Source organism: Idiomarina loihiensis, from assembly GCF_024584785.1.
In the GTDB taxonomy this organism is placed as follows: Bacteria; Pseudomonadota; Gammaproteobacteria; order Enterobacterales; family Alteromonadaceae; genus Pseudidiomarina; species Pseudidiomarina fusca.
In genome coordinates this window covers 241,570-258,396 of record NZ_CP074112.1, presented here as the reverse complement: position 1 = coordinate 258,396, position 16,827 = coordinate 241,570, and the positions used below count along the sequence as shown (strand labels likewise).

Below are 16,827 nucleotides of genomic sequence, written 5' to 3'. Positions count from 1 at the left end.
TCTCCTCTGGATACACATCTTATTGTCTGAAACGGACTTCGATCGGTTAGCAACATGCAGGATTTTTTCATCTTCTTGCACCACCCCCTTGAGAAGTGGCCAACGACAACGAGGCACCACGAGTGACTATGACTTCAATTTTCCTTGCAGCGTCTACCTCTATGACTGGGAACATATTTTCAGCCATGTCCAAATAGAACTTGGCCACTCTATCCAATGCTTTACCTGTGCCTTTAATCGCAGCGCCTTGTAATGCTTCTTGGCTCATGACTTGCTGGTACAGCTGAGTATCACCGGCATTACCCGTCTGAATCGTCGGAACAGGATTTACATCAAATGCGCCAGCCAAGCCCTGAAGGAATCCGGCCATCATCGACTTGGCCACCAGCTGGCCTTGTTTCGACACCAATCGGCCACGAATGCCGGCTTTGCCGTCTTCACCTACAGCATAAGAATCCAGTCGTGTTTCAATGACGCCACCGTCTTCTCTCACACATGAAATGGTCTCGCCTCGCAAATAAGCACGCTCAGAGCTCAAATCACCGTAACCTGCGGCGATCAAGAAACACTCTTTGATATCCGCTCTAAATCGGTTGGGTAAAATGGCTTCCTTTTGAATCCTCAGCAATGCAGGAAAAGGTTCGCGTCTTGCGGACTCGTGAGTAGGTGCATCCAAACCTGTGATCAAAGTACCTGAGATGATGCTGCCCGCCGGTAAATACAAAGGCGGCGCTTCTTGCACAACAACCTCTGGTTCAGCAACCACTTCAGGCTCAATCATACGAATCGTGATTGGCGGCAATGGAACATCCCGAGCTCGTGTACCTTGGCCATTGGCTGGCTGCTGATAGAGCGGATCAGGAAGTGGCGCATTGGCAAAATAGTCGTCTGGGTTAGACGGCAATGGCTTTTCTTCTTCAGGCAATTCCATGGCAGATAAAGGTACTTCAAAGCGGCTATTTGTGCCTTCAACTGCTGCATCACCTCCAGCGCGAACATCATCAAGTTCCGCTCTAAGGCGGGCCAGCTCCGCATTGACTTCACTTGGTATAGAAGGCGAACCTGGGCTTAGCCGTCCTGAATCGACGTCACGACGCAAGCGCTCAACTTCACGACGTAACTGTTCATTGCGCTCACTGAGTAGTTTTACGTTCGCAGCCAAACTATCGACCCCAACATCACGAGTATTGGTATCCGTAAGAATGTGCCGGATCGTTTCCTGTCGGTTCCGACTACTTGAGTCATCGTCAGGATTAGGTGAAAACACCATCACCATAAGGATGAGACCACCAGCAATACCAGCAACCGATAGGCCCCGCTTCATGTTCGGGCTCATTTGTTCCCATTGTGCTTTCATCGTTATTCACCTCCCACAAGAAGCGAAGGTCGCTGACTTTCCACCGCTTCTTCACGATGATTGCGAACAACCACATACAACTCAGTCTTTTCACCCGGCAACAAGATATTGCGAGGCCAGTAGGCGCTTGCCACTATATCTGGTGCATGACAGGCTATTTCACTGGCTTCTATCGGCCCATCGGCAAAGCTTTCAACCAGTCCTACATAGACGGTGAAATAATGGCCTGTCACAATTTGCCCCTGCTTAAAACCAAACTTTAAGCCCGGCTGAAAACATTTCGGGCTTGTGTCAGTTTGGCCAGCTAAACGGATGTCATAGCCTTGTTGTAACTCATTTAGTGCAAGGCGTCTGAGTAAATCACGTAAGCTATCGACGTATGGCTGAGCCGTTTCCCAAGTGGCGGCTTTTCGGTTCACGACGCCCTTAATGGGCCACTGCTGACCATCAATCGCTAAGGTGATTTCACGCGGTGGAATACGACGAGGTACTAAGGTGACTGATAATGCGGGCGCTTCCTGACCAGGCGGTGTGATGTAAAGTGAAACCGGTGATTCTTTGTCCGTGGCCACATATACAACATTCCCCTTGATTTGCGTCTGAGCATCACTGGTTGTTCTCACCTGAGGCGATTCAAACGGCGTCACAATCCGATTCAGATGACCAAGTGCTACAGGGATCAGTTCATTAACCCCCGGTGTCATCAGTAACGTTGTTGGCACATCCGTTGAAACCGTATTGGTTTGAACCGGCGAATTTGCTGTAGCGGGCTGCTTCATCACACTAGCTGGCACAATCGGCAATTCCACGTCTGCATACGACGCTTGAGATAACAGGACGCCACTCAAGCTCATTGCGATTAAGTTTGGTGTTATCCATCGATTAATTTTGGTTCGCATCATTCACCCTCCGGTTTTGCTCTTGGGTCAACTTTTCACGAACGCGCTTCGTTCTAGCTTGCCCCTCATACGTATCCATCCAACTGAGCTTTGGACGGTATTGCTCAATATCGATGTCAAACTCATAGGTGCGAGTTTGGCGCTGTTCATCTCCAGATGGTCCAGAGACCAAGGAATAACCGGTCACAAAGACATGGCCGGTTTCATACTCATACTCCACCTGTCTGGGTTGGAATTTGAGCGTGACTCGGTCTTCTCGGATTTGCCTTGCCTGAATTTCCAGTGCATCGACCACTTGCTGGTACACCGCTGGAGAAAGCAGTGGTTCTATAGCAACCCGGATAAAGGACACATTACCCGGCGTCACGTTGCCCATAAGCTCAGCCAGGTAGAGCCCCCAGGACTCCAGGTAAGGTTGAGTGGCTTGGTTTCGTGACACTTCAGCCGTTTCAGACAAGGTTGGTGGTTGAATGGCCACTACGGTATTGCGAGAAAATGCCGCAACCGCAAGCAGCAAGTTAGATAGCACCAGCACTGCAATCAGAAACCGTTGCCATCGGTTCTCTAATTGCGTGCCTTGCCATGATTTTAAAAACACGTCGAACTTCACGGCAGATAGCTCCTGATAAATGGGTTAGGGATCGTCTTGGCTTTGGTTGGCAACAGTCCGGCCCAGTAGATGGCGTGAAGAATAAAACCATCTGGGCGACCATCACGAAAACGCCGATAGAGCTTGGTTGTCACCAACCCCAACAGGCATAAAACCAAGGCATTACCGGTAAAAATGCCGATCACTAGCCCCAACAGAATGGGAGCCATCTCATCGGCACTCCAAAGCAGGAAGTGCGGCGGGTCATCGATATAGGATGGAATACTCACAGGTTCCATAGTCACTCCTCGTTGTTTGAATTGAGAAGTGAAGAATGCCTTGGGATTGGCAGGTTCGGTGGTCAGCTAGATGCCGAATTTTTGAAGGTTTTGAGGGTTCTACTCAGACAATACTAACAATTGATCTTTTTGATGCGGTTGATATGATGAGGATATTGGTCGTGTCGAGACCAGCTGCCCACTTTAGCAAACCCGGACGGGACGACATGCATATCAAATTTATTTGGGTATACGGATTTAATGGTTGATGGGGTGAAGGTGCCCCATCAACCATTAAATCCGTATACCCAAATATATTTGCTGCCCCGACTTGGCAAGTACCCATTAACTGACATCAATGAATTGTCCTTGCGAAACTGTCTTCGTGAGGTTTCGGAGTCGTCCCCTTCAAACACAGAACGTCTGGTGTCTGTGCTGCACAAGTTTTATGACTGGCTGATTGATGAACAAATTTTGGAAATTAACGCTGCCGCTGGGATCACAGCAAAAAAGGTTGGCGGTAAGAAAGGCAAACGAACTCGGGTGCTAAATGACAACGAGATAAGGATACTTTGGCGCTATTTGCATGAGTCAAAAATCACTGAGAAGAATCGCATCTACATAAAACTGCTTCTCTTATTGGGAGGGCGCAAGGGCGAACTCATTCAAGCTGAAAAGCATCACTTTGACTTGCAATCTGCAATGTGGACAGTGCCCATAGAGATCCGCAAACAAGGTGAGAAAATTGGAGCGCCGATCATGCGGCCATTGATTAGGCCTGCTATCGAGCTGATTGAACTGGCGATGCAGATGAGCAAATCAACTTACTTGTTTCCCGCGAACGGACAAGAAAAGCTTGCCACAAATGGCTTTGATACCACTATTCCTAACAATGTGAAAATCTGGGCTCGCAGGTCACTTGGCATTGAGATGGAACACTGGTCTATGCATGATCTTCGCAGAACGATGCGAACGCGAATGTCTGCCATCACGACGCAAGAAGTTGCCGAGTTGATGATTGGCCACAGCAAAAAAGGGTTGGATGCTATCTACAACCAATATCAGTACCTGGATGAAATGCGTCATGCTTACGACGTTTGGTATCAACAGCTAGAAACCATCATCGAGCCGACAGGCTTTCCGTTCAACTGGCGTTTCGGACAGTAAAAGAAAGAGGCTCAGTCCTCTTTCTTCTCATACTCTTCCAAGTCTTCAATGTGCCACAGCTTATTTCGCGTATTTCGGTTAATACGAGGTTGCGGCAAGCTGCCATCTTTTATTCTTCGCCAGAGCGTCGTATAGCTAATGTGGTAACGAGCCATCACTTCGTAAGATGTTAGAAAAGGGGTTACCTGGTGCGCTACTGCTGTCATCTGCATTCTCCTGAAAATCAATGTAAAGCTATCATCGCCTGATTCATCACTTGTTGATGGTCAGAAAGATGCATGATTTGTTCAGAAGATCAGCCTTATCATGACACCGGTATCATTGTGCAGTTTACCAAATTTCCAGTTTACGGCGAAAAGCGCCGTAAAATCGCATTAAGTTAAACCATCTTTATAGATATGCACGCTCTAGCTACTAGGAATTTAGCGTAGCGGTATGCTTCGTAAGTGCGTTTCGATGGCTTCAATCACTGACTTAGTAAGGGGTAAATGCGCTTTTTCTTTCGCCCATACCTCATGGAAGCATGCTACAGTTTGCTTTGCGGTATCTAACACCAATTTTTCTGGCAACATGGCTTTAGCCGCTAAGTGTGACAGCTCATCCAGCGTGAAATCACTGAATTTCTTGCTACGGCTCACCTTCAGCGATGCACTATCATCGGGGATATAAGGAATAGTCGAGACAAAATCATAAGCAGGCGCAATCGATGCGGTGCGCTTGTCTTTGTAAATCACAGACCAATTCTTCAAATGCATATCGGCATTACCAATTAACGTATTGAACACCAATCTGCGTGTAAATTCTGCGATGTCCTCGTCTTGACCTTCGATGCCGATAACCTGAGCAATATTGCGCATACTCGCTTTTTTGTATTTATCTTGAGGATAGACGCCAAACACTTGCGCAAAATCTTCAATATGTACGGCTTGATCACCTGCACGATCAAAGCGCTTGATCACAAACGCCTGAGCATTTTTAAAAGCATCACCAAATTTACCAATACCATCTGGGATATTAGCAATCTGGTTAATGGAAAGTAGCTGAGTCTCTGGCACATCCATCCCAAGCAATCGAGCCAGTTCCATCATCGAATATTCATTTTCTGGCACAGCGTCAAATCGAGATGACGGCAACTTCACAATCCAAGAGCCACCTTTACCAGTTGCTGGAATGGTCAAGCCGCCGTTAGCCTGTTGCACGGCTGAAAACTTCAATTGCACACCCGCCAATGAAAAACGCATTGGAGCATCTATTTTCGTTTTATCTTCAATACCTTGATGCACATTAGGTGGTAAGGCTTCACCATCCGCAGGCTCAACCGTGATCGCTCCAGCCAGATCCTGCCCCAGTACCCACAATAGAAAAAATTCCCGTGCTGGGTTCACACCAGCACGCTCAGCCAGGTAATTACGCATGGTTTCTTCTGGTAAAAGGTTGGAGAAAAACGGGGTTAACTTATTTTGGGTAGGTTTGAAGCTAGTCAGCAGGCCACCGAGCGAATCTTTAAAGCCAAGCCCTAACACAGGCCGCGATTCGTCATTAATGTACGAATCCATAAAGGCAAAAAGTGTTCTGTCATTACCCACGTTGGTGATCGTTGCGATCGGTTCACCATAGAGCAATACGTTGAGCGTAGAGACATGGTTAGTCATCGTCGTCTTCCTCTAACTGATACGCGGGCGACATTGGCTCACCCTCATCGCTGATGCCGTTAATACCTTGGCCACTTCGAATGATCGACTTGATGGCAGGTACAGACTTTTTAGGCGCAACCAATAGCTCTAGGTCTAGTACACGGGCAAGTGCAATCAAACTGGATATTCTTAAATCAACACTGCCAGACTCGATTTTCGAAATATGGCTTTGAGGCACACCCGAACGAGCACTTAACTCTCTCTGGCTAAACCCCTTTCGTACCCGAGCTTCTCGAAGACTTTCTAGTATCTGCTCTGTTACATAGCTCATTTCGATACGCCTTAATGCATCACTTAAGAATAATTATATACAAAAACATATCACAGTAACTCAAATAACACAAATTCGATTAGCCATTACATATCAAAAGCCATGACCTGATACATAATTACATATAAGTAGAAGGAGATTTTTGTCATCGACAAAAGAGCGATACTCTCGCTGATAATCGCGAACTGACGCATCAAACTCCCTAAGTACTTTTGTCGCTCAGCCCTTATACAGCATGGGCTACAGAAGAACTCGCGTCAAATCGCCAGAAGATAAGTGCAACAAAGAGGAAGTTTGTACACAGTTACAGGAAATTTTGTACACACAGGTCGAAAATAAAGTGCAAAATGATGGTGTTAACAGCAACTAAATTTGAAGGTAAGTCTGATATCTCAATTAGAAATAACCGTATTGGTTCGCTTCAAGCATCTTCAAAAACAAACACTAAAGCAAAAATTACACCAATAATAAACTCCCTCATTAAATTTTGTAATTTGGTACAGAAGAAAACATTTACCAAAAAAAGAGACTCTTTTTAACGGTAGTACTTTTTACGTCAAACCCAGTAGCCACAAGGCCTACAGCCAGATTTGTGTCATGGAATTTTCGCCAAAGGCCTCTAAAACGGAATTTGTACTCAAGTTTGTACACACTTTCCGAGGTTACGCTTGAACATCATTGAAAAGCAAAGAAACGAGAAAAAGACAAAAAGCCTTTAAATTCAGTACGTAGAGATGTGATTGTGGTGTGCAATGAAAGGTGATTTTAAGCGTTGAAAGGCTGGGCGGCATCAGGGTGAGAGATGATCGCAAAAGTGCGACGCTTTTTGATTTCATTGAGAAAATCTTGGTTTGCCATGTATAAATTCTTTTAGTTTGTACACGGATTTGTACACCAGTTTGCAAGCACGTAATGTGCTGGTACTGGTCAATCCATCGGGTTGATCGTCAATAGCTGCTATTTTCGCTGATCTTGCTTGTTTAAACAATCAATGCTTGCCATTTAGTCTCAGTGGGCTTTTGTACTGTGTTGCCGCTATGTGCGATTTGGAGTAAAACTTGATGGCTAGGGCGATAGAGGGAATACAAAAAAAGCGCCACCTCATTGGTGACGCAAACAGCTACAACATGCGCTAGAACAACAGAATACAAGAATTAGTGATGCATTAAGTGGTTATCATCAATCACTTTCATGAGAGCTTTCACGGCATCATCGACCGGCCGATTGAGTCCTTCAGTGCGCTGTACGATGCGTCCTTGGGTATCTAACACAGTAACTAAGTTACTATGGTCAAAGTCACCATCGGGACGCTTACGATAACGCACCCCTAACATGGTTGCCATCGCCCGGATATCACTATCCTCGCCGTGTAAGAACAACCAAGTGTCGTCCCCAAGATTATATTTGGCCGCATATTCAGCAAGCGCTGCGGGAGTATCTCGATCTTCATCAAAGCTCACCATCACCAGCTTCACATAAGGCTGATACGCTTCTGGTAAGGCCTCATAGACCCGTCGTGCATCATTTACTAACACCGGACATGCGGTGGTACAGCTACCATAGATCATCGAAATAACGACCGGCTGCCCTTGCAATTGAGCCAACGTCAGCTCCTGTCCAGTGTGGGCTTGCCAGTTAGCATCAAGGTGATAAATGGAGTCATCTTGGCGTACTTCCGCCGCCCCTAGGGTAGTATGGTTAGCGTGATTATGATGATGGCTATGGTCTTGAGCCAAAGCTCCACTGGCCAACAGACCTGCAACTCCAATACCTGCTAATAATTTAATCATGGCGTTCATAAGGGTTACTCCACATCGTAAGCACAGCGAAAACCTAAGGTGCTAGTAGTACTTTGCGCTCGATAATTACTGCGCGACTGATATCTAAAAAAGGTGGCATAACTGGCTTCGCCAAAGTCAGCCATAAATCTGGCACTGTCACCGCAAGAGCCAGACAGCACATCGTTGTCATCACCGTTAGTGAGTAACAACTGAAAATCTTCTACCCATTCGTTAACGCGATCATGCATATGATTCAATTTACCAGCCACAGGGTCTAACGGTAATTGAGCGTAAGTAGTTGGGTTGGTATGCCATGAGAACAACATCCGAGCGTACTCATGATCCGTTAAGCCTTGTTGCTGCCGATATTGTGCCGATGCATATTCCCATTCTTCTAGGCTTGGTAAACGCCCACCTTGGGCTTTGCAATAAGCTCGTGCAGCAAACCAAGATACTTGAGTTACTGCTTTGTCGGCATCATCAACAGCATGGCTATCAGCTGTTTGCCAACTTTTTAAGTAGTGACCATCGTGAAAGATGGCGGGAATGGTATCCCGCCGCCACTTCGGATGGGCCAACACAAAGGTTTGATATTCAGCATGAGTAACAGGTGCTGCATCGAGCATAAAGTTAGGCATGGTGAGTTGTTCAAGCTCCTTATCAAGGACGACTACAGGAACATATTGACCACCTTCTACCAGCACGGGTTCAGCGAGAACCTGAGCACTTACTGCAATGGCTAGAACACCTACTAAATACTTCATAATCAAACCTTATTTGGGTTAGCAAACTTTACTTAGCTTTACGTGGGCCAGCGATTAAGGCACCGGCAGCACCGCGCTCAGCATCAGCAAACTCGTGATCTACCAATTTGTAGATCCCTTCTTCTGGCACAATAAACTCGATGGTTGCGCTAGAGCTGGCACCTAACAAGACAGTTTGCATGCCATACCAAGTGTTACGTGGATCACCTTCGACCCAAACTTGGTCAAAGATAGCGCCAATCACGTGAAAACTTGAAGTTCCAGATGGCCCGGCATTCAAGAAGTGAATACGGACGCGGTCACCTTCATCAGCACGTAATGGATTTTCGCTTAACGAGCTCACGTGGCCGTTAAACACAACGTGGCTTGGGTCGCGAGCTAACGCTGCACCGTGGTCGTAAATGTAGCTATCACCCATTTGTGACAAATACATTTCTGACTGCACAATCACGTACTCTTGGTCTACTTCAGCATCAGTTGGATAGCCTTCTTTGGGCGATACCACAACCGCACCGTACTGGCCCATCGCAGTGTGCATCAGTACGCTTGAAGTACCACAGTGATACATATAAGTACCGGCATAGTTCGCTATCCATTCAAATTCGATAGTTTCGCCCGGAGCAATGGTACGCCACTTATCTTCTGCTGCGACAGTACCGCTATGAAAATCCATAGAGTGTGGCATAGGCGCAATAACGGCCTCATGCTTTTGTAATTCTGACGCTTGAATTTGGCTTAGGTAAGGTGCTTGGCCTTTTAATGGCTCAGTAATGACAACCTCTTCGTCTGAACGGTTTTTCATTTTGAAAACCACACGGTCGCCTTCACGTACGTGTAAAACTGGACCAGGAACCGAGCCGCCAAAGGTCCATGCGTTGTAACTAACACCCGGAGCTACTTCAACTTTTTGCGAAAATACATCCATTCGCACTTCGTGCTCTTTATTGCCTTCATAATCAAGCTTGGCCAAATTCGGCGCCATGGTCAGGTAATCACCAACCACCGCAGGGCCGTTGTAATCTTCACGATAAACTTTTGCTTCAGGCAAACCGTAGATTTTGCCATCAATCACATATTCGCTGTCGTGTTTTAGAGTTAATCCAGCAGAACCAGACTGAGGTGCACCAGCACAAGCAACAACAAGGGCACTAGCAATTGCAGATAAAACGAGCTTTTTCATAACGACTTCTCCAAACCTTCTAGGGTAAATTTATTAACGAATGCCTTTAACCGCATCTGCACTAATTTCTTCTGAGCCACCAGCAAACTTCTTATTCACGAAGTTGACCACGGCAGCAATGTCGGCATCACTCAGATAAGCCATCGGTGGCATCATGCCGTTATAATCAGCGCCATTCACAGTCAATTTGCCTGATTTGCCTTTGACAATAGTCTCGGCAATGTAGAGACCTTTGTCCTTGATATTTGAGTTGCCTGCTAATGGGGGAAATACTGCTGCCATACCAGTGCCGTTGGCTTGATGGCAAGCAGCACAATTTTTCTGATAAACGCTAGCGCCAGCATCTGCGGCGGCAGCTTGACTAAAAAGTGCGACTACGGCTAAACCGCTAGCAAGTACACCTGATTTAAATTTATTCATGTTTTTCATGTTGTCACCTCAATGGGAGTGCTAAATTAGATGACTATAGGTTACCGTATTGACGCGGTTTTTCGAGTGAAATGAGGGAGTAACAGGTAGCTACCTACTGTAGGGTAGCTACCTTAATCGAGGGAGGTAAAAAAGGATGATTAATTAATATTTCTAATGCAAAAATGGTTTTTGCATTAGCTAAAAAGACTATTAAGAGTTAACTCAACCATATCCGCAAAGCCCGTTTGCCGTTCTTGCGATGACATTTGCTGATGAGTTTGTAAATGATCTGAAACGGTCAATACGGTTAATGCTTGAGCACCGTGGGCTGCCGCAACACTATAGAGCCCAGCCGCCTCCATCTCCACGCCAAGAATGCCGTAGCGGGCTAGTAAATCCGTCAGGTTATCATTCACGCCGTAAAATAAGTCAGCAGAAAATACATTGCCAACGCGCACCTTCTGCCCATGTTGTTGAGCATAGCTGGCTACCTTACTCAGCAATTCAAAATCAGCAAGCGCAGCGTAATCGTAGCCACCAAAGCGTTGACGATTGACAGCTGAATCGGTACTTGCGCCTTGGGCCAAAATAATGTCGCGTAGTTGCACTTCAGGCAATACAGCACCGCAGCTTCCTACCCGTACCAAGCGCTGAACTTGATAATGCTGGATTAGCTCGGTGGCATAAATACTACAAGACGGGATCCCCATACCTGTACCCATCACGGATACAGCTTGCCCTTTGTAGGTACCTGTGTAACCAAACATGTTGCGCACATCACAGACTTGTTTCGCATCAGTGAAAAAGTTCTCGGCAATAAATTGCGCCCGCAAAGGGTCGCCAGGCAATAAACAGGTAGATGCAAAAGCACCGGCTTCTGCATTGATGTGAGGGGTTGTCATGATTAAACTATTCCTTTAAAAACGAGCGTCCATAAGCCATTGGCTCTAATCCAAACAGCTCAGCTAGCGACTGTCCAATATCGGCAAAAGTTTCACGACGACCGATTGAACCGGGAGCGAGCTGTGCGCCATATGCTAACACAGGGACGTATTCGCGAGTATGGTCTGAACCCGGCCATGTAGGATCGCAGCCGTGGTCCGCAGTTAAGATGAGTATATCGTCTGGCTGCATTTGCGCAGTGATCTGAGGCAATAATTGATCAAACAATTCCAATGCTTGAGCATAACCCTGTGGATTACGGCGGTGCCCAAAGTCACTATCAAAATCAACCAAGTTAGTAAAAATAAGACTTTGTTCAGGTGCTGTTGTCATTACTTCCAGAGTTTTTGCCATAAGGGCTTCAATTCCGGTAGCTTTGTATTTTTGCGTAATCCCTTGATGAGCAAAAATATCGGCAATTTTGCCAATACTGATCACTTCGCCACCTGCTTGCGAGAGTTTATCTAGCAAGGTTGGGGCTGGCGGCGGCACGGCATAATCACGCCGATTGCCGGTACGCACAAAATTGCTCGCATCCGAGCCAGTAAAGGGGCGAGCGATCACTCGACCGATGTTATAAGGCTCTAATAACTCTCGGGCAAGCTCACAAACTTGGTAGAGTCGTTGTAAGCCAAAGCTTTGCTCGTGTGCAGCTATTTGCAACACAGAATCAGCCGAAGTATAGACAATCGGCTTGCCCGATTGCATGTGCTCAGCGCCCAAGTTCTGAATGATAGTGGTACCTGAAGCATGGCAATTGCCGAGTATTCCGGGCAATTCAGCATGCTCAATCAGTTGCTCTAGTAGTTCAGCTGGAAATGAGTTTTGCTGGTCCAGAAAATATCCCCAATCAAACAGCACAGGTACGCCTGCCATTTCCCAATGTCCCGATGGGGTATCTTTACCCGATGAAAGCTCTTGCGCCCACCCAAATTTACCGAGGATTTCAGCGGCTGGAGAGATACCAGCTGGTTGTTCACCTGTGGCTCCATAATAAGCTTCGCCCAAACCTAATGTCATTAGGTTCGGAATAGCTAACCCTTTACCTTGTAATGCCACGTGCTCTGCAATATGGCCAAAGGTATCAGCACCCACATCACCAAATTTATCGGCATCTGCGGCGGCACCAATACCAAATGAGTCTAGAACTATTACAATGGCTCGTGCCATGGGTCTCTCCTTCGCATTATCAACGGGCTATGGCGTAGTTGCTTGCCATCCCCGCAACAACAAGCCTAACCAATCGTTTTATAAATGACCGGATGGGTTGCTGCAGCTTTATCGCCAATCTTGTATGCAGCACGGATTCGCTGTGCCGCTTGCAGCCAGTCATCCTCGTTGCGTGCATAAATCATCGCCAGCGGTTGCTGTGCGTCTACTGCTGCACCAAGTCCGATAATCTGATCCAAGCCAACACTAAAATCTAACTGGTCGCTACTGCGACGACGGCCACCACCTAAGGCAACGACTGCCATACCAACTGCGCGCGTATCAATTGCCTGCACCACACCCGTGCGCTCAGCTAACACCGGACGAGCAAAAGCTGCTAACGGCAAATGCTGTTGATATTGAGTTAGCAAGTCATTGGGTCCACCTAACGCACGTACCATTTTCGCAAAACGCTCAGCGGCTTCGCCGGAAGCCAAAACAGCTTCAACTTTTGCTACCGCTTCTTCGGCCGAGGTTGCAAGCTGGCCCAACTGCAGCATTTTCGCACATAAGGCTACAGTAACTTCATGCAATCGAGGGGCTCGGTATTCACCGGTTAAATAGCGAATAGCTTCAATGACTTCAATCGAGTTACCGGCTGAGTGAGCCAATATCTCATTCATATCCGTTAAGATTGCGCAGGTATTGAGACCTGCGCCATTAGCTACCCGAACTAAACTCTCAGCAAGCTCCTGTGCGGCAGCTTCAGTTGGCATCATGGCTCCGTTACCAACTTTTACATCCAAAACCAAACCATCTAATCCTGCAGCCAGCTTCTTCGACAAAATAGAGGCTGTGATTAACGGAATAGATTCAACTGTTGCAGTAATATCGCGGGTAGCGTAAAAACGTTTGTCTGCCGGCGCTAAATCGCCAGTCTGCCCAATGATAGCAACACCGGTATCCTTAACTACCCGACGAAATAACGCCAGGTCTGGCATGGTTTGGTAACCTGGAATGGCATCCATTTTATCCAAGGTACCACCGGTGTGGCCCAAACCGCGTCCTGAGATCATCGGTACATAGCCACCACAGGCAGCAATAATCGGCCCTAACATCAAACTGACTACATCACCAACCCCACCCGTAGAATGCTTATCTAAAATGGGGCCGCCTAGTTCTAAATCGTGCCATTGCAGTACATCTCCAGAATCCCGCATGGCTAGGGTCAAAGCAACGCTCTCATCTGCGCTCATGCCCTGAAAGTAGACAGCCATAGCTAATGCTGCGATTTGGCTTTCAGAAATATCACCTGCAGTTAAGCCTTGCACAAAGTAATCGATTTGTTCTTTACTTAGTTCATGTCCATCGCGTTTGGTGCGAATCACCTCTTGTGGTAAAAACATTTAATATCCCTTTATTTCCGCCGGGCTGGAACCACCCGTTAACGTACCAACTAAATTGCCTAACAAGCTGCTCGCACCAAAGCGAAAATGCTCAGCGGTAACCCAGTCGGCACCCATGATCTGTTCGGCTAGAGTAAGATAGGCGGCAACATCGGCGGCACTACGAACGCCCCCGGCCGCCTTAAAACCAACCTGCTGACCGCTGTTTTTTATTGCTGTCAGCATCACTTCAGCTGCTTCTAGAGTTGCGTTTACTGGCACCTTGCCAGTCGAGGTCTTAATAAAATCAGCCCCAGCTGCAATGGCAATCTCGCTAGCTTGTTTGATTAGTTCAGGAGTTTTCAACTCACCACTTTCTATAATAACTTTTAGCGGCACTTCGCCACACGCTCGTTTTACCGATTGCACTAATGCAAAACCTAAATCACTATCACCTGCCTGTAACGCTCGCCAAGGAAACACCACATCAACCTCATCGGCACCCACTGCGACTGCGCGTTCGGTTTCAGCAACAGCACGCTCAACGTTGGCGTGACCCTCAGGGAAGTTGGTTACCGTGGCTACTTTGATTGCCGTCAAACCAAGCCGTTCTAGTTCTAGTTTGGTCCACACCACCAATTCTGGAAACACACACAGAGCCGCAGGATGGCCAAAATCTGTGCGAGCCGACTCACACAACCGAGTAATGGTTGCCACATCATCGCTATTGTTCAGCGTCGTTAAATCCATCAGCGCAATGCCACGTTGCGCTGCTTGTTGTGCTGTCATCATGGGTTAGTCCCGATATTCGTTAATATCAAAATGAAATGCGTCTGGGAGTAATTCAGCTAGAGTCCATTCACGTTGGCCCTGATAGCAAGCTGAAATCACTTTAGTGTCAGGAGCTAAAAACTCTGTCATCACTTGACGACAGGCGCCACAAGGCGAATAAACTTGGTCACTTGGTGTAAAGACCACCACCGAACTAATTTGACGAGGATCAAATCCTTGTGCGATAGCACTAAAAATAGCCGTGCGCTCGGCACAATTGGTGAGGCCATAAGAGACATTCTCAATGTTACAGCCAGTTACTGTAGCACCATTGGCAAAACTCAACACAGCCCCTACTTTAAACTTACTATAAGGCACATAAGCTTGCTGGGCGGCGCTTTGCGCCATAGCTACTAATGATGAGCTAGTATTTTTCATGGTATTTCTTCGTTATTTATGGCCTTAAAGCTTACTCTTTTCGGCCTTTGAATCCAAGTAGCCAAGCCCAACAGATTTATTTTAGTCGTTCACGAAATAAACTGGACTTTTGCTTAAATCAAGACTAAATTCGTAGTTAGCTAAATTAGTACTTTTAGATGTACTTCATACGAGGAATGAATCATGAGCGTTGAACGAGCTTTGACTGCCTTTGCTGGCTTTATGGTGTTATTATCTGTAGCCCTAACCGTTTGGGTTCATCCAAATTGGGTCTGGTTAACTGTGTTTGTTGGTGCTAACTTATTCCAACAATCCTTTACCGGTTTTTGCCCTGCCAGTATGTTTATGCGTAAAGTGTTTAAGCTGAAAACAGAGCGAGAACTTGCCACCCGTAACTAAGAGATATTTTTATGACCGACACGCAAATAACTGAGCTACAGCAAGATGAAGCGAACATGGCTGCTGGCTTTTTAAGATCGTTAGCTAACGAGCATCGTTTGCAAATCTTATGTCATTTAGCCAACGGTGAACGCAGTGTCGGTGATTTAAATCGTCATTTCCCGCTAAGTGCCTCGGCATTTTCACAGCACTTGGCGGTATTACGAGAGCAAGGATTGGTGAAGTTTCGTAAAGAAGCCCAAACGATTTACTATTCTATTCAAGATCCTGACACGCTTGCCTTTATCCAGTTACTGAAAACCAAATTCTGTCCGGATTTAAGTTAAGCCTGCCAACTCATAACAATCGCATCTTCTCGAGTATCATCGGCATTGCGGTAATATTGAGCGCGTTTACCGCGCTCGACAAAACCACACTTTAAATAGAGTTGAATAGCAGCTAAGTTAGATGCTCTAACTTCTAACCAAATAATTGCTTGTTGCTGGCTGGCTTGCTTTTGTAAGTGCTGAATAAGTTGCGTTGCAACGCCCTGGCGCTGAAAGCGAGCAGCAGTTGCGATATTCATGACAGTCCATTCATCTAGCACTTCTTGCACAATCAGAAAAGCAGCCAAGTGCTGATCTACCCACGCTCCCCAGTTTTTATAACCACTGCCAAAACAGGATTGCAACAAACGCTCCGACCAAGCTAACGCATGAGCTTGTTGTTCAACCACAACAATCTCCGGCTGCCAATCAAGGGGGGCTATCTGCAACATCACAGCGATTATGCCACTTAGGAGCTAGCTACTAGCTTTACTGGCAAGCAATGTTTGCCAAGTAGTTTGCTTAGTAGCTGGGGATGGCTGAACTAGATCACTGCCCGTAAAACTGAGCCTTTTGGTGTGAGGCCAACTTACCACGCTGGCTGCTGATAATTCAGTGAGTTCTGTTTCAGGATTTTTGCTAAAGAGTGAAAATAAATCTCGGAGCCATTGGGGCAATGTAACTGGCATCGGCATAGTAGTAACAATCAGCCAAGCGCCTACTTTATAAAAGTACTGAGCAACCGGCTCAGCCTCTTTCTCTTGGGGAACTGCTGGAGCTGATTCGATTCGCTGTCGCCAAAGAGGTAACCCAAGAGCAGCTAGCGCTTGTTGTTGTGATTGAGTAAATTGCGGAACTTGGTGCTTGGTCATGCGTTTAGATTAGCCTAAACGATTAAAATAAGGAAGTGGCAGGGGTGGAGGGATTCGAACCCCCAACCGTCGGTTTTGGAGACCGCTGTTCTACCAATTGGAACTACACCCCTGCAGCTAGGCTCAGAATTATACTGGCATCGCTTGCGCTGGCAAGTGATTTATTCGTGATTTA

General features: G+C 46.7%; 20 protein-coding genes, 1 tRNA gene and 1 pseudogene. 3 read left to right on the top strand and 19 right to left on the bottom strand.

All coding sequences use genetic code 11. The annotated features are described in order from the left end of the window. Positions 1–67 precede the first annotated feature (67 nt). The 4 genes from KGF88_RS01130 to traL are packed head-to-tail and all read right to left on the bottom strand — an operon-like array spanning position 68 to position 3,144. A complete protein-coding gene (locus KGF88_RS01130) occupies positions 68–1,357 on the bottom strand; it encodes a TraB/VirB10 family protein (protein WP_020745001.1) in 1,290 nt (429 codons plus the stop codon). Between the two features lie 2 nt (positions 1,358–1,359). Continuing rightward, the gene (locus KGF88_RS01125) at positions 1,360–2,256 is read right to left on the bottom strand and encodes a TraK domain-containing protein (protein WP_153826366.1); all 897 of its coding nucleotides are present in this window, start codon (positions 2,254–2,256) and stop codon (positions 1,360–1,362) included. Continuing rightward, positions 2,240–2,866, bottom strand: a complete 627-nt coding sequence (locus tag KGF88_RS01120; protein ID WP_000667170.1) for a TraE/TraK family type IV conjugative transfer system protein — start codon at positions 2,864–2,866, stop codon at positions 2,240–2,242. The genes KGF88_RS01125 and KGF88_RS01120 overlap by 17 nt, the downstream gene beginning before the upstream one ends. Continuing rightward, on the bottom strand, positions 2,863–3,144 hold the full coding sequence (traL, locus tag KGF88_RS01115; protein ID WP_000433891.1) for a type IV conjugative transfer system protein TraL: 282 nt from the start codon (positions 3,142–3,144) through the stop codon (positions 2,863–2,865). The genes KGF88_RS01120 and traL overlap by 4 nt, the downstream gene beginning before the upstream one ends. A 285-nt stretch (positions 3,145–3,429) precedes the next feature. Here traL and KGF88_RS01110 point away from each other — a divergent pair. Continuing rightward, a pseudogene (locus KGF88_RS01110) lies at positions 3,430–4,290 on the top strand (tyrosine-type recombinase/integrase); the annotation flags it as partial. An 11-nt stretch (positions 4,291–4,301) separates the two neighbouring features. Here the strand turns inward: KGF88_RS01110 and KGF88_RS01105 are convergent. The 12 genes from KGF88_RS01105 to KGF88_RS01050 all read right to left on the bottom strand — a co-directional run bounded on the left by KGF88_RS01105 (position 4,302) and on the right by KGF88_RS01050 (position 15,076). Continuing rightward, positions 4,302–4,496 (bottom strand): helix-turn-helix transcriptional regulator, encoded by a 195-nt coding sequence (locus KGF88_RS01105; RefSeq protein ID WP_000127614.1) that lies wholly within the window; start codon positions 4,494–4,496, stop codon positions 4,302–4,304. A 216-nt stretch (positions 4,497–4,712) separates the two neighbouring features. Continuing rightward, a complete protein-coding gene (locus tag KGF88_RS01100; protein WP_015066533.1) occupies positions 4,713–5,942 on the bottom strand; it encodes a type II toxin-antitoxin system HipA family toxin in 1,230 nt (409 codons plus the stop codon). After that, complete coding sequence (locus KGF88_RS01095; protein WP_000122829.1) at positions 5,935–6,255, bottom strand: helix-turn-helix domain-containing protein; 321 nt, start codon at positions 6,253–6,255, stop codon at positions 5,935–5,937. Before KGF88_RS01095 ends, KGF88_RS01100 begins: the two co-directional genes overlap by 8 nt. A 1,154-nt stretch (positions 6,256–7,409) precedes the next feature. Then, complete coding sequence (locus KGF88_RS01090; RefSeq protein ID WP_110076259.1) at positions 7,410–8,054, bottom strand: SCO family protein; 645 nt, start codon at positions 8,052–8,054, stop codon at positions 7,410–7,412. Between the two features lie 5 nt (positions 8,055–8,059). Then, entirely contained in the window at positions 8,060–8,800 is a 741-nt protein-coding gene (locus KGF88_RS01085; RefSeq protein WP_153826334.1) for a formylglycine-generating enzyme family protein, read from the bottom strand. A 28-nt stretch (positions 8,801–8,828) separates the two neighbouring features. Beyond that, a complete protein-coding gene (locus KGF88_RS01080; protein ID WP_153826333.1) occupies positions 8,829–9,980 on the bottom strand; it encodes a multicopper oxidase domain-containing protein in 1,152 nt (383 codons plus the stop codon). A 33-nt stretch (positions 9,981–10,013) separates the two neighbouring features. Continuing rightward, the gene (locus KGF88_RS01075) at positions 10,014–10,409 is read right to left on the bottom strand and encodes a c-type cytochrome (RefSeq protein WP_153826332.1); all 396 of its coding nucleotides are present in this window, start codon (positions 10,407–10,409) and stop codon (positions 10,014–10,016) included. 176 nt (positions 10,410–10,585) lie between these two features. Further along, positions 10,586–11,293, bottom strand: a complete 708-nt coding sequence (gene deoD / locus KGF88_RS01070) for a purine-nucleoside phosphorylase (RefSeq protein WP_110076256.1) — start codon at positions 11,291–11,293, stop codon at positions 10,586–10,588. 7 nt (positions 11,294–11,300) lie between these two features. Continuing rightward, positions 11,301–12,503 (bottom strand): phosphopentomutase, encoded by a 1,203-nt coding sequence (locus tag KGF88_RS01065; protein ID WP_153826331.1) that lies wholly within the window; start codon positions 12,501–12,503, stop codon positions 11,301–11,303. Positions 12,504–12,568: 65 nt separating this feature from the next. Beyond that, the gene (deoA, locus tag KGF88_RS01060; protein ID WP_153826330.1) at positions 12,569–13,888 is read right to left on the bottom strand and encodes a thymidine phosphorylase; all 1,320 of its coding nucleotides are present in this window, start codon (positions 13,886–13,888) and stop codon (positions 12,569–12,571) included. After that, the gene (gene deoC / locus KGF88_RS01055) at positions 13,889–14,659 is read right to left on the bottom strand and encodes a deoxyribose-phosphate aldolase (protein ID WP_153826329.1); all 771 of its coding nucleotides are present in this window, start codon (positions 14,657–14,659) and stop codon (positions 13,889–13,891) included. Positions 14,660–14,662: 3 nt separating this feature from the next. Then, complete coding sequence (locus KGF88_RS01050; RefSeq protein WP_153826328.1) at positions 14,663–15,076, bottom strand: cytidine deaminase; 414 nt, start codon at positions 15,074–15,076, stop codon at positions 14,663–14,665. Between the two features lie 183 nt (positions 15,077–15,259). Here KGF88_RS01050 and KGF88_RS01045 point away from each other — a divergent pair, with 183 nt between their 5' ends. Together KGF88_RS01045 and KGF88_RS01040 are read left to right on the top strand one after the other, a co-directional pair. Continuing rightward, complete coding sequence (locus KGF88_RS01045) at positions 15,260–15,475, top strand: YgaP family membrane protein (protein WP_110076251.1); 216 nt, start codon at positions 15,260–15,262, stop codon at positions 15,473–15,475. 11 nt (positions 15,476–15,486) lie between these two features. Next, complete coding sequence (locus KGF88_RS01040) at positions 15,487–15,801, top strand: ArsR/SmtB family transcription factor (protein WP_153826327.1); 315 nt, start codon at positions 15,487–15,489, stop codon at positions 15,799–15,801. Here the strand turns inward: KGF88_RS01040 and rimI are convergent. From rimI to KGF88_RS01025, 3 genes are all read right to left on the bottom strand, one after another. Continuing rightward, positions 15,798–16,232: a ribosomal protein S18-alanine N-acetyltransferase gene (gene rimI, locus KGF88_RS01035; protein ID WP_228759487.1), complete on the bottom strand. Its 435-nt coding sequence runs from the start codon at positions 16,230–16,232 to the stop codon at positions 15,798–15,800. The genes KGF88_RS01040 and rimI overlap by 4 nt on opposite strands. Positions 16,233–16,256: 24 nt before the next feature. Continuing rightward, on the bottom strand, positions 16,257–16,652 hold the full coding sequence (locus tag KGF88_RS01030) for a hypothetical protein (RefSeq protein ID WP_153826325.1): 396 nt from the start codon (positions 16,650–16,652) through the stop codon (positions 16,257–16,259). A 36-nt stretch (positions 16,653–16,688) separates the two neighbouring features. After that, positions 16,689–16,765: transfer RNA gene (locus KGF88_RS01025), tRNA-Trp, on the bottom strand. Positions 16,766–16,827 lie beyond the last annotated feature (62 nt).